The 18346-nt window shown below is 63.7% G+C and carries 17 protein-coding genes and 2 pseudogenes; 8 read left to right on the forward strand and 11 right to left on the reverse strand.

What is annotated here, in order from left to right; genetic code table 11:
* Window positions 1–18: 18 nt before the first annotated feature.
* The 3 genes from H9L12_RS12425 to serS form a co-directional block, all read right to left on the reverse strand.
* Window positions 19–798, reverse strand: a complete 780-nt coding sequence (locus H9L12_RS12425) for an alpha/beta fold hydrolase (RefSeq protein ID WP_187541984.1) — start codon at window positions 796–798, stop codon at window positions 19–21.
* A 49-nt stretch (window positions 799–847) separates the two neighbouring features.
* Window positions 848–1468 carry an alpha/beta fold hydrolase gene (locus H9L12_RS12430; protein WP_187541985.1) on the reverse strand — a complete coding sequence of 207 codons (621 nt, stop codon included), beginning with the start codon at window positions 1466–1468 and terminating at the stop codon, window positions 848–850.
* Between the two features lie 67 nt (window positions 1469–1535).
* On the reverse strand, window positions 1536–2798 hold the full coding sequence (serS, locus tag H9L12_RS12435) for a serine--tRNA ligase (RefSeq protein WP_187541986.1): 1263 nt from the start codon (window positions 2796–2798) through the stop codon (window positions 1536–1538).
* Between the two features lie 89 nt (window positions 2799–2887).
* Here serS and H9L12_RS12440 point away from each other — a divergent pair, with 89 nt between their 5' ends.
* The 6 genes from H9L12_RS12440 to H9L12_RS12465 all read left to right on the forward strand — a co-directional run bounded on the left by H9L12_RS12440 (window position 2888) and on the right by H9L12_RS12465 (window position 7418).
* The gene (locus H9L12_RS12440) at window positions 2888–3748 is read left to right on the forward strand and encodes an alpha/beta hydrolase (RefSeq protein ID WP_187541987.1); all 861 of its coding nucleotides are present in this window, start codon (window positions 2888–2890) and stop codon (window positions 3746–3748) included.
* Between the two features lie 9 nt (window positions 3749–3757).
* Window positions 3758–4711 (forward strand): DUF808 domain-containing protein, encoded by a 954-nt coding sequence (locus H9L12_RS12445; RefSeq protein WP_187541988.1) that lies wholly within the window; start codon window positions 3758–3760, stop codon window positions 4709–4711.
* Window positions 4711–5058 carry a fluoride efflux transporter FluC gene (locus tag H9L12_RS12450; protein ID WP_187541989.1) on the forward strand — a complete coding sequence of 116 codons (348 nt, stop codon included), beginning with the start codon at window positions 4711–4713 and terminating at the stop codon, window positions 5056–5058. The genes H9L12_RS12445 and H9L12_RS12450 overlap by 1 nt, the downstream gene beginning before the upstream one ends.
* Before the next feature lie 62 nt (window positions 5059–5120).
* Complete coding sequence (yghU, locus tag H9L12_RS12455) at window positions 5121–5999, forward strand: glutathione-dependent disulfide-bond oxidoreductase (RefSeq protein ID WP_187541990.1); 879 nt, start codon at window positions 5121–5123, stop codon at window positions 5997–5999.
* A 173-nt stretch (window positions 6000–6172) separates the two neighbouring features.
* A complete protein-coding gene (locus tag H9L12_RS12460) occupies window positions 6173–7081 on the forward strand; it encodes a hypothetical protein (protein WP_187541991.1) in 909 nt (302 codons plus the stop codon).
* A gap of 142 nt (window positions 7082–7223) precedes the next feature.
* Window positions 7224–7418: a hypothetical protein gene (locus tag H9L12_RS12465; protein ID WP_187541992.1), complete on the forward strand. Its 195-nt coding sequence runs from the start codon at window positions 7224–7226 to the stop codon at window positions 7416–7418.
* Between the two features lie 47 nt (window positions 7419–7465).
* Here H9L12_RS12465 and H9L12_RS12470 read toward each other — a convergent pair whose 3' ends face one another.
* The 6 genes and pseudogenes from H9L12_RS12470 to lepA all read right to left on the reverse strand — a co-directional run bounded on the left by H9L12_RS12470 (window position 7466) and on the right by lepA (window position 13021).
* Window positions 7466–8116 (reverse strand): uracil-DNA glycosylase, encoded by a 651-nt coding sequence (locus tag H9L12_RS12470; protein ID WP_187541993.1) that lies wholly within the window; start codon window positions 8114–8116, stop codon window positions 7466–7468.
* Window positions 8117–8124: 8 nt separating this feature from the next.
* Window positions 8125–9350 (reverse strand): annotated as a pseudogene (locus H9L12_RS12475) (pyrophosphatase).
* Window positions 9250–9870: an Nmad2 family putative nucleotide modification protein gene (locus H9L12_RS12480; protein ID WP_246450416.1), complete on the reverse strand. Its 621-nt coding sequence runs from the start codon at window positions 9868–9870 to the stop codon at window positions 9250–9252. The pseudogene H9L12_RS12475 and the gene H9L12_RS12480 overlap by 101 nt, the downstream one beginning before the upstream one ends.
* A gap of 9 nt (window positions 9871–9879) precedes the next feature.
* On the reverse strand, window positions 9880–10353 hold the full coding sequence (locus H9L12_RS12485) for a TIR domain-containing protein (RefSeq protein WP_187541994.1): 474 nt from the start codon (window positions 10351–10353) through the stop codon (window positions 9880–9882).
* A 50-nt stretch (window positions 10354–10403) separates the two neighbouring features.
* On the reverse strand, window positions 10404–11075 hold the full coding sequence (locus H9L12_RS12490) for a hypothetical protein (RefSeq protein WP_223177123.1): 672 nt from the start codon (window positions 11073–11075) through the stop codon (window positions 10404–10406).
* Window positions 11076–11198: 123 nt separating this feature from the next.
* A pseudogene (gene lepA / locus H9L12_RS12495) lies at window positions 11199–13021 on the reverse strand (translation elongation factor 4).
* Window positions 13022–13324: 303 nt separating this feature from the next.
* On the opposite strand from lepA, the gene H9L12_RS12500 reads away from it, so the two are divergent.
* The gene (locus H9L12_RS12500; protein WP_187541995.1) at window positions 13325–16057 is read left to right on the forward strand and encodes a M16 family metallopeptidase; all 2733 of its coding nucleotides are present in this window, start codon (window positions 13325–13327) and stop codon (window positions 16055–16057) included.
* Window positions 16058–16072: 15 nt separating this feature from the next.
* On the opposite strand, the gene H9L12_RS12505 is transcribed toward H9L12_RS12500, so the two are convergent.
* Both H9L12_RS12505 and purE read right to left on the reverse strand, forming a co-directional pair.
* Complete coding sequence (locus tag H9L12_RS12505; RefSeq protein WP_187541996.1) at window positions 16073–17131, reverse strand: 5-(carboxyamino)imidazole ribonucleotide synthase; 1059 nt, start codon at window positions 17129–17131, stop codon at window positions 16073–16075.
* A 10-nt stretch (window positions 17132–17141) separates the two neighbouring features.
* Window positions 17142–17618 carry a 5-(carboxyamino)imidazole ribonucleotide mutase gene (gene purE / locus H9L12_RS12510; protein ID WP_187541997.1) on the reverse strand — a complete coding sequence of 159 codons (477 nt, stop codon included), beginning with the start codon at window positions 17616–17618 and terminating at the stop codon, window positions 17142–17144.
* A gap of 136 nt (window positions 17619–17754) precedes the next feature.
* On the opposite strand from purE, the gene H9L12_RS12515 reads away from it, so the two are divergent.
* A complete protein-coding gene (locus H9L12_RS12515) occupies window positions 17755–18339 on the forward strand; it encodes a GGDEF domain-containing protein (protein WP_187541998.1) in 585 nt (194 codons plus the stop codon).
* Window positions 18340–18346: the final 7 nt, after the last annotated feature.

The following is an 18346-nucleotide window of genomic DNA, read 5'->3' on the forward strand; positions in this document are numbered from 1 at the left end:
GAGTCAACGGGGAAGCGATCAGGATACGATCGGAAGCTTACCCATGACCGGCGGCGCGCCTTCCGCCTCTGTCAAAAACTGGCGGATTTCCTTCACAACCTGGCTCAGCGCCGGTCGATACAGCGCGAAGCCCATGTGGTGCGTGTCGACTTCCACCGCCTTGTCGACCTCATGCGCCTGGCCGCGCGCGGCGGCGGGGGCGACGATGCCGTCCTTGCGCGACCACAGCGCCAGCGTCGGCACCGGCGGTTTGGTCAGGTGCCGCTCGAACGGCGGCTTCTCCACGTCGTGGCCGGCGATCCGTTCATAATATTCGCGAACATTGGTGTTGGTCTTGAGGTCGCCGCTGAACGGGCTTCCCAGCGTCACCACCGCGCGCACCAGTTCGGGGCAGAAATGCGCCACCTCGCGGGCGAACATACCGCCCAGGCTCCAGCCCACCAGCAGCACCGGCTTGCCACCACCGACCGCCTTCAGCCGATTGCGGATCAGCCGGAGCGTATCCTTCTTGGCCCCGGTGTTGATACCGAGCAGCCAAGGATGCGCGCGCCAGCCCCCGCGTGCCAGTGCGCGGCGAAGTTCCATCGTCGTCCGGTCGGTGGCCAGAAAGCCCGGCAGGACCATCACCGGCGGCCCGTCTTCCGGTCCGCGTGGCCCCAACGGGCCAAGCCCCGACAGCATCCGCGGCAAATGCCAGAACACCTCGCGCGTGCGGTCCCATACCGACGGCGCCAGGCTGTCGGGATCGACCGGCCCGTCCGCCGGCGGCACGGGATCCAGCGCGCGTTCCCACTTCATGATTGGAAGATGGGACCTTTCCGATGGCCGGACAAGCCGTTCCGCTTCGTTAACGATGCTTTTGGAGGAAGCTGTCGATTTCCCGCACCACCGCGCGCGCGGTCGATCGCGACACGCCGAAGGCCATATGACTGCAGCGCATTTCGACCGTCGCGTCACTTTCCTCGGCCAGTCCGCGCGCCGCCGCCGGGGCAACGATTCCGTCCTGCGGAGACCAGATCGCCAGCGTCGGCACCGGCGGCTTGGCACTGACCCGCGGGATCGGCGGGGCGTCGACGGGATGCCCGGCAATCCATTCGTAAAGCTGCCAGACGTTGTTGGCGCGCGGATCGCCGCTGAAGGGGCTGCCCAGCGTCACCACGGCGCGGATCCCCTCGGGGTGCGACCGCGCAAATTCCCGCGCGAACACTCCGCCCAGGCTCCAGCCGACGACCAGCACCGGTTCGCGCGCGTCGAGTTCGTCGATCCGCCGCTTCAGCCGTTCGATCGTGTCACTGCGCGCACCGAGATTGAAGCCAAGGTCCCAGGGGTGAACGCGCCACCCGCCGTCGGCCAGGGCGCGGCGAAGCTCCAGGGTGGTGCGGTCGTTGGCGATGAATCCGGGGATGACCAAAGCCGGCGGCCCATCCTCGGGTCCGCGCGGGCCGAGATGCCCGAACCCGCGCCACATCCGCGCGCCCAGCCATGCCGCCTCACTGGCGCGGCGCCACTTCGGGGGCGGCTGATCGTCGCTCCGCCTAGAGATACTCGTCCCCGCCCATCAGGTCGCGGATCGCCGCGGGCAGGCGCACCCGGCCGTCGGCGGTCTGGTGATTTTCCAGCAGCGGCACCAGGATTCGCGGGGACGCCAGCGCGGTATTGTTCAGCGTGTGGGCGAAGCGCACCTTGCCGTCGGCATCGCGGTAACGGAGGTTGGCGCGTCGCGCCTGCCAGTCGTGCAGCGTCGAACAGCTGTGGGTCTCGCGAAACTTGCCCAGGCTCGGCACCCAGCTCTCGATATCGTTCATGCGATACTTGCCGAGCCCCATGTCGCCGGTCGACGTCTCGATCACCTGATAGGGGATTTCCATCGCCGTCAGCAGGCTTTCGGCCAGCGCCAGCAGCCTGGCGTGCCACTGTGCGCTCACCGCGGGGTCAGCCTCGCACATCACCCACTGTTCGACCTTCAGGAACTGGTGCACGCGGAGCAAGCCGCGTACGTCCTTGCCCGCGCTGCCCGCCTCGCGGCGGAAACAGGGGGAGTAGCCGGCGTAGAGGATCGGCAGCTTGGCGCCCTCGACGATCTCGCCCGAATGAAGGCTGGTCAGCGCGACTTCGGCTGTGCCGGCCAGATAGGCGTCGTCGTTGGGAAGCGCGTAGGTTTCCTCGACATGGCCGGGAAATTGGCCCTGGTTCAGGAAGGCCTGCTCGCGGGCGATGGCGGGGACCGTGATCGGGGTGAAGTCGGCCGCCGCGATGCGCTCGAGCGCCCAGCCCATCAGCTTGGTCTCCAGCAGCGCCAGCCGCCCCTTCAGGCAATAGGTGCGGCTGCCCGACACCTGGACGATCCGGCTGAGGTCGGCCCAGTCGTTCTTCTCGATCAGCGCAACATGGTCCAATGGCTCGAAATCGAACGCGGGCACGGCGCCCTCGGTGCGGATGACGACATTGCTGTCCTCGTTCGGCCCAACCGGCGCGCCTTCCCACGGGATCCCCGGAAGCTTCATCAGCAGGCCGCGAAGCTCATCTTCCTTGCCGGCCAGCGCACCTTCCAGCTCGCCCGCCCGCGCCCCGGCGGCCTTGGCTTCGGCACCCAGCGCGGCTCGTTCGTCCGGACTGGCGTCCTTGAACCGCGCGCTGATCGCGTTGCGGCTGGCCCGCAGCGCCTCGATCTCGCCCTTGGCGCCGCGAACCTCGGCATCCAGCGCCAGCAGCGCGTCGAGGTCGACGTCGACCCCCTTGTCGCGGATCGCGCGCTCGACATCGGCGCGGTTCGACTTGATGAAATCCATTCCCAGCATGGCGATGCCGCTTGGGCAAAAACATCGACACTGGCAAGGCCCCCGCCGGTCCGCTAGCACCGGCAGGCAGTTTCGAGATGGGGGATTTCATGCGTTGGACGTTACTGGCGATGGCCGTCCTCGTCGCCGGCGGCGAAGTGTCCGCGCACCCCGGCCACGCGCCGCTGGTGGCCTCGGCGAATGAAGTGATCACGCCCGAAAGGTTGGACTTGCCCGCCTCAAAGGGCCGCAAGCTCGCGATCACCGTGTGGCCCGCACTCGGAAACGACGGGCCGGTCGTCATCTTTGGCCACGGCCTCGGCGGCGAGCCGGAGGCCTACCGCGGCCTGTTCGAGCTTTGGGCGATGACCGGAACCACGGTCGTCGCGCCGATCGAACCCGACAGCCGCGCCAATTCGGACCACGACAAGGTCGACCTGCCCACCGGCTTCGGCCTCAGGACCGAGGACCTGATGATCGCTCGCGGCTATGTCGCTCAACGGTTCCCGAAGAGGCCGGTCTTCCTTGCCGGTCACAGTTACGGGTCATTGTTCGCGATGATGGGCGGCGGCGCGGTGACGGCGGCCGGTCCGCTGAATGGGCCGCCGGTCGCCGGGGTGGTCGCATTTTCCACGCCGGGGAAAATCCAGGGCGTGGTCAAACCGGACAGCTTCGCTTCATTGAAGGTGCCGTTGCTGCTGGTGACGGGAACCGAGGACACGGTTCCGGGCTTTGTCCCCGATGCAGCCGACCACCGCTTCCCGTTCGATAGCGCCGCGCCGGGCGATAAGATGCTGGTGACGTTCAAGGGCGGCGCCCACGATCTGGCCATTCGTCCCGGACTGCCCTCGTCGGTGTCGGCCGCATTGTCCGCGGCCTTCTTCGAAGCATATGGGCGCCCCGATCCGGACGCGCGCGCCGAATTCCGCAAGTTCAAGTCGACCGGAACCTACACCGTTGAAGTCCGCTAAGGAGTTTCCATGCCCTCCGGCCTGATCGCCCTGCTCGACGACGTCGCGATGATCGCCAAGCTGGCGTCGGCCAGCCTCGACGATGTCGCCGCCGCCGCAGGCAAGGCAGGCACCAAGGCGGCCGGGGTGGTGATCGACGATACCGCGGTCACGCCGCGCTACGTCAATGGCTTGACGCCGGATCGCGAGCTTCCGATTATCTGGAAGATCGCCAAGGGCAGCTTGCGAAACAAGATTTTCTTCCTGTTGCCGATCGCGATGTTGCTGGCGGCTTTTGCTCCATTCCTGATGACCCCGCTGCTGATGATCGGCGGCGCTTACTTGTCGTTCGAAGCGACCGAAAAGATCCTGGAGGTCATCACCGGCGACCATCATGACGAAGAAACGCTGCTCGAGGATGATACGCCTGCCGAGCTCGAGGCTCGTCAGGTCAAGGGCGCGATCCGAACCGACTTCATCCTGTCGGCCGAGATCATGGCGATCGCGCTGGCGGAACTGAAGGACCAGGCGCTGGCCATGCAGGCCCTGGCCCTGGCGCTGGTCGCCATCGCCATCACGGCCGGCGTGTACGGGGCCGTGGCGCTGATCGTGAAGCTGGACGATATTGGTCTGCACCTCGCCGAACGCCAGTCGAAACTGGCCCGCTCGTTCGGCATGTTCCTTGTCCACGCCGTTCCGAAGCTCCTTCGCGCCCTGTCGGCACTCGGCATCGCGGCGATGCTGTGGGTCGGCGGGCAGATCCTGCTGCATGGCCTGGAGGACATTGGGCTGCCCCTGCTGCCGCAGATCGTCCATCACTTCGCCGAGGACGTCGCACACGGTCTCGGCGGCATCGGGTCCGTCGTCGAATGGCTGATCGGTGCGCTTGGCGGCGCCCTGATGGGGATCATCATCGGCGGCGCAATCGTGCTGATCGTCAAGCAATTCACCGGGCATCCGGAAAAGCTGGTGGTCGACGCCTGATGGCGCCCGCGCTGCTGGTGTTCGCCGGTGGCGGGCTCGGGGCGCTGCTCCGTTACCTGACGGCGCTGCTGGTCGGCGGCCCCTTGTCGACCCTGACCGTCAACATCGCCGGCTGTTTTGCGATCGGGCTCATTGCCGGTTCGGTCCCGCTGGACGCCACCAACGTGCGACTGTTCTTCATGACCGGGATCCTCGGCGGCTTCACCACCTTCTCCGCTTTCTCCCTCGACGCCTTGTCGATGTGGCAGCGTGGGGAGGCGCTCGCGGCGTTGGCCTATGTCGCGGCCTCGGTCATCCTGGGACTGGCGGCCGCGGCCGTCGGCCTGGCGCTAGGCCGCGCGATGTAGCCCTTGTTCAGTTGCGATCCGCTACCCATCTGGCGGCGACGCGACGCGAAGGAGACCCCGCGATGACCGACCAGCCGACCCTTGCGAACCAGCCAGCCGATTACGTCCCGCCACGGGTGTGGACTTGGGCCAAGCCGAGCGGCGGCCAGTTCGCATCGATCAACCGTCCCGTCGCCGGCGCCACACACGACGCCGATCTTCCGGTCGGTGACCACCCGCTACAGCTCTACAGCCTCGGTACGCCCAACGGGCAGAAGGTTACGATCATGCTGGAAGAACTGCTCGCGGCTGGCCACGCGGGCGCGGAATATGACGCCTGGCTGATCGACATTGGCAAGGGCGACCAGTTCGGCTCCGGCTTCGTCGCCATCAACCCCAATTCGAAGATCCCGGCGCTCCTCGACCGCACCGACCCGAGCGCGCCGCAGCGCGTGTTCGAAAGCGGCGCCATCCTTCTCTATCTCGCGGAAAAATTCGGCGCGTTCCTCCCCACCGACCCCGCCGCCCGCACCGCGGCCTTGAGCTGGCTGATGTGGCAGATGGGCAGCGCCCCCTTCCTCGGCGGCGGCTTCGGCCATTTCTACGCCTACGCCCCGTTCAAGATCGAATATGCCATCGACCGCTACGCGATGGAGGCCAAGCGCCAGTACGACGTCCTCGATCGCCACCTCGCCGAGAACCGCTTCATGGCCGGTGAGGACTACAGCATCGCCGACATCGCCATCTGGCCCTGGTACGGCGGCGTCGCGCTCGGCGCGGCCTACGGCGACGCCAAGGACTTCCTCGACCTCGGGAGCTACAAGCATTTCCAGCGCTGGGTCAGCGAAGTCGGAGCGCGTCCCGGAGTCCAGCGCGGGCGCGTGATCAATCGCAACGCGGAAGGGTTCATCCCCGAGCGCCACAGCGCGGCGGATATCGACGCGCTGCTGCACCGAGCGTAGCGCCGCCGGCGCAAAGCGCCGCCGAAGCAGCGCGAAGAGCGCAGCAAGCCGGCCGGCCTGCCGCGTCAGCGGACAGGACCGACGTCACGGATTTACTCCGTGACGGCCCGCGTCACTCAAGCCTCAAAAAACCGCTGTCCTACACGAACCGATTTGGTTAACTGCCTAGCCGCATGCCTCCCCTGCTGCCCGACAATCTCCCGCCCGCCCCGCCGCCGTTCAATCCCGACGACCCGCTCGATTTCGAGCCGGTGCCGCGCCGCGTCAATCGCCCCGACGGCTGGACGGCGGAGCGCCAGCGCGAGTTCATCCGCCGCCTCGCCGTCCACGGCTCCCCGCAACAGGCGTGCCTCGAAATGGGCAAGAACGTCACCGGGATCGAGGCGGTCTACAAGGTGCCGACCGCGCACAGCTTCCGCGCCGCCTGGAACCATGCGGTCACCATCGGTCGCGCCGCGCAAGGACGTGGCGGCGGCCCGCTGCACCTCGGCGCCGTCCCCGGAATCCAGCGCCGCGGGCCGAACGGCCAGCCGCCGCCCGCGCCGCCCGCCGACCAGGAAGAGGACGAGATGACCGTCGAGCAAAAGGGCGCTCTGCTCGACAACCTGCTCGGCCGCTGGCTCGGCAAGGTGGAGGCGGAGCGCATCGCCCGCCTCGCCGGCCGAATCACGGAGGCGGATTTCTACCTGCGCCAGGTGACCTTCATCGAAATCGCCTTCGGCCTGATGTGCGGCGGCCCGCACGACGCCTGGATGGAACTGGGCAAGCGCCAGCATCACGGCGAATCCCTGTTCTTCATCGCCGAAACCCCGTTCAGCCAGGTGCTGGATCTCAAGCGGCGGGAACTGTGGGCGATCATGGAACAGCCCGACCGCCCCGAACATCCCCCCGCCCGCTTCCTCGTCGACCGCCGGGTGTTCAGCATCGAACCGTTCGAGGTGCTCCACGGCGGCGAGCAGGGCGACAAGGACCGCGAACACCACGCCGCCCAATACGCCGAGGACGCGAAGAGGCAGGTTGAATGGGAAGCGCAGGCGCGCCGAGACTATGAGCGCCGCCGCGACAGCGGCGCCGCATCATAGACGAAGAGCCGCGCCAAGCCGGCCGACGGGGACGGAGCGAAGCGACGACAGCCCGATCGACGTCACGCAGGAAGCGGCAACGGTGCGCCAGCATCGTGAAAGCGCCCGAAAGTGGCGGCCCCGTTCAAGAAGGAACCACCCCATGCCCACCGACCCGGACCCCGACAGCCCACCGCCGCCCCGCACCTTCACTCTCAACGACCCCTACGCGCTGGAAGCCCTCTGCCACCGCGAGCGCTCCATGCTGCCGAGGTTGCCGAGGCGGAGGGTTCGGGGAAGCTGGATGGCTTGGTGGTGGTGCCGGTCGATCGGTGATGGGGCTGAATGGCGGCCGTGAGGATGTTGTGATGACACCGACCAATTTTGTTCGCAATTGATCAAGACTCAAAGGAAGCCGCTTGGGCGAACTCCGTAGATTTGGCGAACATCTCGCAAGAATTCCGGCTGGCCTCCGTAACTTGGGTGGCGAACCCGAAGGACTTCAATTCCTGTGCCCAATGTTTCGACGGCCTTCGCAGCGTCATTACCGATGGCCAGCAGTTTCTTAGGGCGTACGAGACCAATGAGCTGTTCGAGCACCTCCAATCCAAGTTTCCGTTCGGCTGCGGTATGGAGGCGATTTGTAAATGGGTTCGTGATTTCATGAGGATGTAGGGGGAAAACGTTCCACAAAAATATGGGGAGGTCGATTGCTTCGAGCAGGCTCCAGATTACCGTAGCTGCACGCTCCGCCACGGCACTGCCCTTGGTTGGTCTGCTAACACTCAGACCCCAACGAGCCCCGTGGTCAGACAAATGCACATCATCGGTGAAAGGAAGGCCAGTTCTACGCCCACCGCGATAGCCGAGATCCCTTCCGATCCACAGGGTTTCTAGCTCGACGGATTGGGCAGCTACGAGTGTTTCCGTCAGCATCTTCGAACGGATTGCCGGGGCGTTATCCAGGTCGTAGACTTTGCAGCTATCCGAATAGGGATTGAACGCATTCACGGATCGTTGCGTGCTCAATTGAGAAACAAATTGCTGGGGTGTCATCGGAGCCTCTAGGAAAGCGGCCTATAGCTAATAGTCCGCAATTCGCGATCCCCAACGACCCACCCGCCATTGTTTGCCTTCACGTCTCGGAAGACTGCATACCCTTGCAGGATCGCTCTCTCCCACACGCTGAGGGGCATCTATCGACTTCATAACCGCTTACGAAATCGGCAATTGTCTTAAGCATATCGAACGAAACAGAGTTTTTGTTTTCAAAAAAATTCAGCTCCTTCGCTCGAGCAAATATCCAGGCAGTCAAACCCTCTTCGATCACGATTGCTCGACCGCCATCCTGCGCCTCATCAACTTCTCTGTCGCTTTTCCTTTTATGCTTGATCAATGCCCTAGTTACAGGTGACCAATGCAAAATTGCCGCGTGGGCGAGGTGAAAAACATCATGGAAGCGGTAACCATCCGGATCACGGATATTATCTGACAAAGGGTCGCCAAGAAAAACGCCCTGCCACCGGAGATAGCTTTTTCCGCTCCTTCGCTGCGTGATCTCAATTTCGAAGTGATCGGGGAGCCGTTCTTCCGGCTCAAATTGTGAGTCGAAAGTAGGGAGGAGTTCAAGGTCGGGTGGAACAAATCTTCCTATCGTTTTGGAAAGATTCGTTCTCGCGACTTCGCCAAAAGAAACGCCAGAGACCTGAAGGGCCTTCACGTAACTGTCAGCGAAGGCGACTAGCGCGTCTATCGTTATTTCTCCGTCGGCCACTTGCAAGAGCGCTGACGCCGCGGAGCCGAGGAGCTGAAGGGCGTCGTCAAGAGCGGCCACTTGTCGTGGCATTAGAATTTTTGAAACTGATCCGGACTCAATGTCGCTGGCGGCCAACACCGCAACGTAGTCATCGCCAGCAGTGGCCTTTTCGAAGACATCTTCCAACGAAATATTCAGGCGACGGCAAAGCGCAGAGAGATACCAGAGGCTATCTCCAAACTCCTCGACTAGAGACTTGCGGTAACCGACGAAAATCGCACCTTCTCGGTGGTGCTTTTTGGCTGCCGACATGATGCCGCCGACCTCACCGAAGAGGCCGAAGAGAACTGGCCTGATGTCAGGCTTCATATTGTCGGTTTGTGCTACGCGACTAACGTAGTCACCGATTGTGATTGTCGTCGGAAAATCCATTTCAGGCATCTTCAAGAATCCAGTCCAGTGGCCGGCCATAGAAGCCCGGCGATCCGAAGGTGCGGAGCCAAGCAACGAATTCTCCAATCCAATCGTCGTCATCGAGCCGTTTTCGCCGACGGATTTTGCGGCAAATATCGTAGCGGGTGGGGTCCCGAAAATGCACAGGAATCTCAGGCCCTTGGCCGCCGAAGTAATAGAAGTCCTGACTGATCAGGATTCTGTCGACGCCCGTGTCCCTTTTTACGTGTTCTGCCCTGGCAGTCCCGTCGTCGTTGCTATGGAAGGAATCTGACTGGATCCATCCAGTGTCGTCATCGTTGCGATGGTAAATGTTGTCACCACAACTTTGTTTACGACTTCCCCTTCTTAACGGGCGCTTGCGAGCGAAACGTGGATCGGCCCAATAGTCTCGCCAGGTGCACGCTTCTCCAACGCGCATGGCGTAAACAAGAGTTGTGCCGCGGTTCAGGCGCCTGTCCGCGCTCCCAGTGCCAACAACCCAGTCGCCGGGCTGTGCAGCATGGCGAATGTCGGGCTTGCACGTGGCAAGAGTGCAGTACCCGTAAAACGGGTTAGGAGCGAACCCGCTATCGTAGCGGACGACATACGAAAAAAGCACTTCTGCCAGCTAGCAACAATGCCGCTTGATGGGTCGGACCTCAGCAGGCGTTCCGTCCGGGCGCTCCCAAACGTCGCAATCTCCGTTGATGGCATCGACGACGGACGTCCCATTCCATCCGACTACTGCGTCCGCCAAGTCGTTCAGCGCCGGCGGCAGTTCGCAGTCGTGGCACCCATGGGCCCAGACTCCGACGATACGCTTATCTTTCTGATGTGCGTGTCGGATTTCCCAATCAACCCAATCGCTATCTTTGGTATCTGGCGTAACGTACACGACCATTGTCCCGGCCCAATCAATCTGAGGGGCTAGGATCTGCGATTTAATGTAATCCTCTGACTGCGCGTTATTAGGATTGGAGGAGTTGATTGAGGCATCCCGGATCGACATTCCTGACTTTGCGAGCAGATCCTTGAGTTTTCCAAGTCCCTCGTCGTCCTCGTGGATGTGGCTGATGAACACATTCTTTTTCTGGTCGGCCATATCGGGCTCCGGGAGTCATGCTATGTTCCCGGCAACATGATGCAATCGATTTAATCCTTCAATACCAATCGGTGCATTTCTCTCCGATAACTGATCAAGATGGCATTCACCCGCATCAAGTCTTCTACGAGCGCGTCGTACTGCGGGAATTTTTGCTGGATCATTTGGGGATCAAGCACCTCGTCCCCTTTGCCTTCGTCATAGCGTTTGAGTTCGCGATCATACCAATGCCGAAATCGAGCCTGCCATTTCGTAAGGTGAGGGCGCAGTCCCTGATTGAGGACTTCGATCGACAGCTTAATGATTTTTTGAGTGCTATCGCGGGCAACTTTTTGCACCGGGACAGCTTTCACAAGCTCCCTCGTGACCGTGAAAAACCCGTACCACGAATCATAAACCTCAGAAACTACATCGTTTTCGAGGTCGATGGATAGGCCAATCTTGCGAGTGCTCAACTCAACCCAAATCGCATAGGCGATTTGCTTATCGGTCACGTTCGGTTTCAGTTTAATCTTTTGCTCACCGAGTCCGAAGTTGGCCTCGTCGATTTCCATGCTTCGCAATGCGGACGTGCCGAGCGTTAGTCTCCACACGATGCCGGCCAACAGCAATAGAATAAGTCCGGCCGTGACCCAACCGTTCGCCACGAGCGCAACGGTCGACTTATTGCTATCCCACACAAGCGCGAGCAGAGGGATGGATGCTAAAAGGCTGCCAATCACCACCTTTTTCTACAGCTCAATTCGGAATTGTCACGAACCTAGGTCTATCTTACGCGCGCCACTGCACCTGGCATCGGACCAAGAAGGGGGCGCTAATTTTCGTCTCTACGCGGACAGCGAGAATCAGCCTTCATCCCCCATCCGCAGCGCCGCGATAAACGCCTCCTGCGGAATGCTCACGTTGCCGTATTCCCGCATGCGCGCCTTGCCCTTCTTCTGCTTTTCCAGAAGCTTGCGTTTGCGGGTCGCGTCGCCGCCGTAGCATTTGGCGGTGACGTCCTTGCGCAGCGCGGACAGGGTTTCGCGGGCGATCACCTTGCCGCCGATCGCCGCCTGGATCGGGATCTTGAACATATGCCGGGGGATCAGTTCCTTGAGGCGCTCGACCATGCCGCGGCCGCGGCTCTCGGCGGTGCCGCGGTGGACGATCATGCTCAGCGCGTCGACCGGCTCCTCGTTGACCAGGATGCTCATCTTGACCAGGTCGCCTTCACGGTACCCGATCTGCTGGTAATCGAAGCTGGCATAGCCCTTCGACAGGCTTTTCAGCCGGTCGTAGAAATCGAACACCACTTCGTTCAGCGGTAGTTCGTAGCGCACTTGCGCGCGGCCGCCGACGTAGGTCAGGTCCTTCTGGATTCCGCGTCGGTCTTGGCACAGCTTGAGGATGGGGCCGAGATATTCGTCGGGGGCGTAGATGGTCGCCTCGATCCACGGCTCCTCGATGCTCTCGATCCGGTTCGGGTCGGGCATGTCGGCCGGATTGTGCAGCTCCAGGCTGCGCGCGTCGTCGGTCTTCGATTTCGACAGTTGCAGGCGATAGACAACGCTCGGCGCGGTGGTGATGAGGTCGAGGTCATATTCGCGGGTCAGTCGCTCTTGGATGATTTCCAGGTGGAGCAGGCCGAGGAAACCGCAGCGGAAGCCGAAGCCGAGCGCGGCGCTGGTTTCCATTTCAAAGCTGAACGACGCGTCGTTGAGGCGGAGCTTGTAGAGGCTCTCGCGAAGCTTTTCGAAGTCCGCGGCATCGACCGGGAACAGTCCGCAGAACACCACCGGCTGGACTTCCTTGAAGCCGGGCAACGCTTCGGCGGCCGGCTTCCTGGCGTCGGTGATGGTATCGCCGACCGCGGTCTGGCTGACTTCCTTGATCTGCGCGGTGATGAAGCCGATCTCGCCCGGGCCGAGTTCGCTCAGCTGCTCGATCTTGGGGCGGAAGCAGCCGACGCGGTCGACCAGGTGGGTCGTGCCCGCGGCCATGAACTTGATCTGCTGGCCCTTCCTGATCGCGCCGTCCATCACGCGGACCAGGATGACGACGCCGAGGTAGGGGTCGTACCAGCTGTCGACCAGCATGGCCTTCAGCGGCGCGTTGGCGTCGCCCTTGGGCGGGGGATCTTGTCGACGATCGCCTGCAGCACTTCGTCGATGCCGATGCCGCTCTTGGCGCTGGCGAGCACCGCTTCCGACGCATCGATGCCGATGATGTCCTCGATTTCCGCGCGAACCTTTTCCGGCTCCGCCGCGGGCAAGTCGATCTTGTTGATCACCGGCACGATCTCATGGTCATGCTCGATGCTCTGGTAGACATTCGCCAGCGTCTGCGCCTCGACGCCCTGCGCCGCGTCGACCACCAGCAGCGCGCCTTCGCACGCGGCGAGGCTGCGCGACACTTCGTAGGCGAAGTCGACGTGACCGGGCGTGTCCATCAGGTTCAGCGTGTAGGTCTCGCCGTCCGCTGCCTTCCAGTTTAGACGGACGGTTTGCGCCTTGATGGTGATCCCGCGCTCCTGCTCGATCTCCATGTTGTCGAGCACCTGGCTCGACATTTCGCGGTCGGTAAGGCCGCCGGTGCGCTGGATCAGCCGGTCGGCCAGGGTCGACTTGCCATGGTCGATGTGCGCGATGATGCTGAAGTTTCTCAGCTTTTTGAGGTCGGTCGACACGGTTTCAACTTTGAATGTGAGGAGGTTTTGGCGCGCGAGTAGCAGAGCGAGGCTAGCCTGTCAGCATGGGCCGGGCGGACAGGCGCGCCGTGCCGCCTGTTCCCGCCGTTCATCGAAGCGCGTTGGCCGTTAATCGACGAGAATTGCGCGTGCGCGGCACCTCGCTACTGTGGCCGGCAATTCCTTTCCGGAGATGTTGAACATGACCCGAATTCGCCTGCCGCTTTTGCTCGCCGGAACGGCGCTGCTCGGCGCCTGCTCGACCGCGACCACGAACGCCCCGTCGTCACCGTGGCGCCCGTCGTGGCGGCGTCGCCGGACGAACCGGCTCCGCTCTCGGCCCTGGTCCAGCAGGTTTCGGTGCCGCACAGCAAGTTCACCCTCGACAACGGCCTGACCGTGCTGGTGAACGAGGACCGCAAGGCGCCGGTGGTGGCGTTCAACATCTATTACAACGTCGGTTCGAAGGACGAGCCGGCGGGCAAGACCGGTTTCGCCCACCTGTTCGAACATCTGATGTTCTACGGATCGGACAACGTCCGCGAAGGCATCATGCCTTACCTCGAAAAGCTGGGCGCGACCGACTGGAACGGGACAACCTGGTTCGACCGCACCAACTATTTCCAGACGGTCCCCAAGGGCGCGCTGGAAAAGGTGCTGTTCATGGAATCGGATCGCATGGGCTATCTGCTCGGGGCGGTCGACCAGAAGCGGCTCGATATGCAGCGCAGCGTGGTGCAGAACGAAAAGCGCCAGGGCGATAATGAACCTGGCGGCCTCGTTGAATATGAACTGCTGGAAGCGCTGTTCCCGGTTGGCCATCCCTATCGTCACAGCACGATCGGTTCGATGGCCGATCTCGACGCGGCCAGCCTGGCCGACGTGAAGCAATGGTTTATCGAACGCTACGGCCCCAACAACGCCGTCGTCGCGCTGTCGGGCGACATCACCGAAGCCGAAGCGCGCACGCTGATGCAGAAATATTTCGGCGCCATCCCGCGCGGCGCGGTCAATAACCCCGCGCAGGCGGCGGTCCCGACGCTCGCCGCGCCGAAGAACATCGTCATGAAGGACAAGGTCGCGACGGTCGAGTTGCAGCGCCACTGGGCAACGCCCGGCTTGCTCGCGCCCGAATTTCCGGCGCTCGATGTCGGGGCGGCGGTCCTCGGTGGCCTCAAGAGCTCGCGCCTCGACCGCATTCTCGTGCGCGAGGAGAAGCTGGCGGTCTCGGTGTCAGCCAATGCCCAGCCGTTCCACCGCGTCGGGATGATGGAAATCAACGTCAAGGTGAAGCCGGGCGTTGATCCGGCAGTGGTCGACAAGCGGCTCGACGAGATCGTGGCCGATTACCTTGCCAACGGCCCGACCGCGGACGAGGTGAAGCGCGCCGGAACCGAATTCGTCGGCAGCAAGATCCGCGGGCTCGAGAAGGTCGGCGATCGCGCCGGCAAGGCCCCGACGCTGGCCGAGGGTCAGCTCTACGCCGGCGATTCCGACTTCTACCGCAAGCAGCTGGCGGCCTATGCCGCGCTGACCCCGGACCAGGTGCGCTCGACCATGAGCCAGTGGCTGTCGCGGCCGGTCGTCAAGATCACGCTGGAGCCGGGCGAGCGCCCGCCTTACGTGGAATCGAAGCCGGTGAAGTCGACCGCAAAAGCCGACGTCGCGACACCGTCGGTGAAGCGCGCCGATCCGCCGTTCACCGCGTCTCCGCCGCTCGACTTCCCGACGGTGGAGCATGCCACCCTCGCGAACGGCCTCAAGGTCCGGTACGCGCAACGCGCCGGAACGCCTCTGACCTCGATGGTGCTAAGTTTCGACGCCGGTTTCTCCGCCGAAACTGCGGGGCAGCGCGGTCTCCAGAACATGGTCATGAGCCTGCTCGACGAGGGCGCGGCCGGAATGACCGCGCAGCAGATCGCCGAGAAGGCCGAGATCCTGGGTGCGGAAATCTCGACCTCGGGCACGCCCGATCGCAGCCGGGTCAGCCTGTCCGCCCTCACGCCGAACCTGGTGCCGTCGCTCAAGTTGATGAGCGACATCGCGACAAGACCCGACTTCGCGCCGGTCGAGGTGGAGCGTGTGCGCACTCAGATCGTGACGTCGATCGCGCAGGCCAAGACGTCGCCCAGCGGGATCGCGTCGCGCGCGCTTCCGGCGCTGATGTATGGCGAGGGCCACCCCTATGGCAGCACGGCGGCGGGCGACGACGCGGCGGTCGCCAGGTTTACCCGCGACGACCTGCTCAATTTCCAGCAGCGCTGGCTCCGTCCCGACAACGCGGAATTGTTCGTGGTGTCGGACCTGCCGTTCGCCGAGATGAAGCCGATCCTCGAAGCGCAGCTGGGCGGCTGGACCGCACCGGCCGTCGCCAAGGGCGCCAAGCAGTTCGGCGCCGTGGCGCCGCGTCGTTCGAAGCCGCGGATCGTCCTGATCGACCGCCCGAGTTCGCCGCAAACCTTTATCCTCGGCGGCGCGATCACCCCGGTCGATCCGCGTGGCGAGAACAGCGCGTTCACGGCCGGTGTCGACCTGCTCGGTGGCCGCGCCGGTGCGCGGATCAACCAGGACCTGCGCGAAACCAAGGGCTGGTCCTACGGTGCGTTCGGCTACAGCAGCCCGAACGAGCGCGCGGTGCCGTTCATGGTTCAGGCACCCGTCCAGGCCGACCGGTCGGCGGACTCGGTCCTTGCACTGATGAAGCAGGTCAAGGACATCGTCTCGACGAACCCTGCCAAGCCCGAAGAATTGTCGACGTCGGTCGCGTCGATCGTCGGCGAATTGCCGGGCTCGTTCGAAACGGGATCGTCCGTGCTTGGAGCCATGCAGTCGAACGCCCTGTTCGGCCGTCCCGACGATTACCAGGAACGGATGGCGAGCCTCTATGGTGGCTTACAGCTGGTGGGAGTGAACTCGGCGCTGCGCGCGTCGATCGATCCCAACAGCATCGTCTATGTCGTCGTGGGCGACGCGGCGAAGGTCCGCGCACAGCTGGCCAAGGCTGGTCTCAAGGCCGAAGAGATGGCGGTTCGTTGATGAAGACGGGCCGCGTTACGCGATGCGCGTGACGTGGCCCATCTTGCGGCCGGGGCGAGCTTCGCCCTTGCCGTAAAGATGCAGGTGCGCGCCAGTCTCGGCCAGGAACTCGGGCCAACGATCGGCATCGTCGCCAATCAAATTTTCCATCGACGCGCCGCGGCCGGCGAGCGACGGGTCGCCCAGCGGTTGTCCGGCGACGGCGCGGATGTGCTGTTCGAATTGCGACGTGACCGCGCCTTCGATCGTCCAATGACCGCTATTGTGCACGCGCGGCGCGATCTCGTTGACGATCGGGCCTTCCTCGCAGGCGAAGAACTCCACTGTCAGGACGCCGACGTGTTCAAGCCGGTGGGCGATGGCGGTGGCGATCCGGACTGCCTCGACCGCGTAAGGATCGACCAGCGGTCCTGCCGGCACTTCCGACCAGCGCAAGATGCCATCGGCGTGGGTATTGCGGGCAATGGGGAAGGGCGCGGTCCTGCCATCCTCGGTGCGGGCGATAATGACCGAGAATTCGGCGGAGAAGCGCATCGCCGATTCCGCTACCGCGGGTTCCTGTCCGATCGATTCCCACGCTTCCAGCGCGTCTTCGGGGCGGTGGACCCAGCATTGGCCCTTGCCGTCGTAACCGAGGCGGCGAGTCTTCAGCACCAGTGGAGCGCCCAGCGCCTCGACGGCGGTGGCGAGCGAGGCGATATCGTCGACCCGCGCCCATGGCGCGACCTGTGCGCCGGCCTGTTCGAGGAATTCCTTCTCGGTGGCGCGGTCCTGGGCGACCGCCAGGCTGCGCGTGCCGGGGCGGAGCTTGCCGTCCAACACCGCCAGCGGATCGACCGGCAAATTCTCGAACTCGTAGGTTATCACGTCGCAGTCCGCTGCGAAGCGGGCCAACGCGATGTCATCGCCATAGGCTGCACGGGTGAAGTCAGCCGCGACATCGGCGCCGCAAGGCGCATCGTCGGGCGCGAAGATATGGCAGCGATATCCGAGTTGAGCGGCGGCAATCGCCAGCATCCGGCCAAGCTGGCCCCCGCCGATAATCCCGATCGTCGATCCGGGCGCCAGTGCCACTACAGGCTCCTCATTCGGGCTGGTCGGGGACGGCGTCGGTCTGTCGCTTGCGCCAGTCGGCCAGCCTGCCGGCAAGGGCTTCGTCGGCGGTCGCCAGCATCGCAGCGGCCAACAGGGCGGCGTTGATCGCCCCAGGCTTGCCGATGGCCAGCGTTCCGACCGGGATTCCGGCGGGCATCTGCACGATCGAAAGCAGGCTATCCATACCCTTGAGGGCCGCGCTCTCGACCGGCACGCCAAGGACCGGCAGGTCCGTCATCGATGCGGCCATCCCCGGAAGGTGCGCGGCGCCGCCGGCCCCGGCGATGATCGCCTTCAGCCCGCGCGACCGGGCCGAGGTCGCGTAGTCGTACAGTCGTTGCGGTGTACGATGCGCGGAAACGACGCGGGTTTCATGGGCAATGCCGAGCGCGTCGAGCGTCTCGGCCGCGTGGCGCATCGTGTCCCAGTCGGACCGGCTACCCATGATGATCCCGACCAGCGCCATTCAAAATCGCCCCAACCCGCGCCAAAAGCCGCCTTTATCGGCCCGATTCCGCTGACGCAATCCGGGACAGCCGGCAGAAGTATATCCACAAGCGCAATAAAACTGGCTATGCCGGCGTTTCAGGTGGGACTGGATAATGCACGATATCTCCCTTGAAAGCCGCCCTCCGGGCGAGTTGCTTGAGGAAATCGCGCGCTTGCGCGGCGAGCTCGCTCGCCTCGAGGCCCGGATCGAGGACCTCGATCGTCTGGCGCACCTCGATACGCTGGTACCCCTGAGCAACCGCCGCGGCATGCTGCGCGACCTCGACCGGATGATCGCCCGCTTCAACCGCAACGGGACGCCGGCGGCGCTGCTGTTCGTCGACCTCGACGACCTGAAGACATTGAATGACTGCTTCGGGCACAGCGGCGGCGATGCGGCGCTGGTCCATGTCGCCGAACAATTGCTGGCCGGCACGCGCGCCAACGATTGCGTGGCCCGGCTGGGCGGGGACGAATTCTGCGTTCTGCTTGACGATGCCGACGAAGCTGGCGCCATCGAGATCGCCGAGAGGATGGTCGATGCGATCGCCGGCGACGATTTTCTGTTCGACGGAATGCCGATGCCGCTGTCGGTTGCGATCGGGGTGACGACCATCATGCCCGGTGACACGCCCCAGTCGCTGCTCGCCCGGGCCGACCAGGCGATGTATCGAGTCAAATCGGCCGACGCAGCCTAGGCGAAGT

It is taken from the genome of Sphingomonas rhizophila (assembly GCF_014396585.1).
Classification (GTDB): Bacteria; Pseudomonadota; Alphaproteobacteria; order Sphingomonadales; family Sphingomonadaceae; genus Sphingomicrobium; species Sphingomicrobium rhizophilum.

What these genes read in the sequence shown, in the direction of transcription:
- H9L12_RS12430 (WP_187541985.1), bottom strand. Translation starts at nt 1,468, where the DNA reads ATGTGGCGCGGGTTCGGGCATCTCGGCCCGCGCGGACCCGAGGATGGG.
- H9L12_RS12470 (WP_187541993.1), bottom strand. Translation starts at nt 8,116, where the DNA reads ATGACACCCCAGCAATTTGTTTCTCAATTGAGCACGCAACGATCCGTG.
- H9L12_RS12515 (WP_187541998.1), top strand. Translation starts at nt 17,755, where the DNA reads ATGCACGATATCTCCCTTGAAAGCCGCCCTCCGGGCGAGTTGCTTGAG.
- H9L12_RS12485 (WP_187541994.1), bottom strand. Translation starts at nt 10,353, where the DNA reads ATGGCCGACCAGAAAAAGAATGTGTTCATCAGCCACATCCACGAGGAC.
- H9L12_RS12445 (WP_187541988.1), top strand. Translation starts at nt 3,758, where the DNA reads ATGCCCTCCGGCCTGATCGCCCTGCTCGACGACGTCGCGATGATCGCC.
- H9L12_RS12450 (WP_187541989.1), top strand. Translation starts at nt 4,711, where the DNA reads ATGGCGCCCGCGCTGCTGGTGTTCGCCGGTGGCGGGCTCGGGGCGCTG.
- H9L12_RS12460 (WP_187541991.1), top strand. Translation starts at nt 6,173, where the DNA reads ATGCCTCCCCTGCTGCCCGACAATCTCCCGCCCGCCCCGCCGCCGTTC.
- H9L12_RS12425 (WP_187541984.1), bottom strand. Translation starts at nt 798, where the DNA reads ATGAAGTGGGAACGCGCGCTGGATCCCGTGCCGCCGGCGGACGGGCCG.
- yghU (WP_187541990.1), top strand. Translation starts at nt 5,121, where the DNA reads ATGACCGACCAGCCGACCCTTGCGAACCAGCCAGCCGATTACGTCCCG.
- serS (WP_187541986.1), bottom strand. Translation starts at nt 2,798, where the DNA reads ATGCTGGGAATGGATTTCATCAAGTCGAACCGCGCCGATGTCGAGCGC.
- H9L12_RS12465 (WP_187541992.1), top strand. Translation starts at nt 7,224, where the DNA reads ATGCCCACCGACCCGGACCCCGACAGCCCACCGCCGCCCCGCACCTTC.
- purE (WP_187541997.1), bottom strand. Translation starts at nt 17,618, where the DNA reads ATGGCGCTGGTCGGGATCATCATGGGTAGCCGGTCCGACTGGGACACG.
- H9L12_RS12440 (WP_187541987.1), top strand. Translation starts at nt 2,888, where the DNA reads ATGCGTTGGACGTTACTGGCGATGGCCGTCCTCGTCGCCGGCGGCGAA.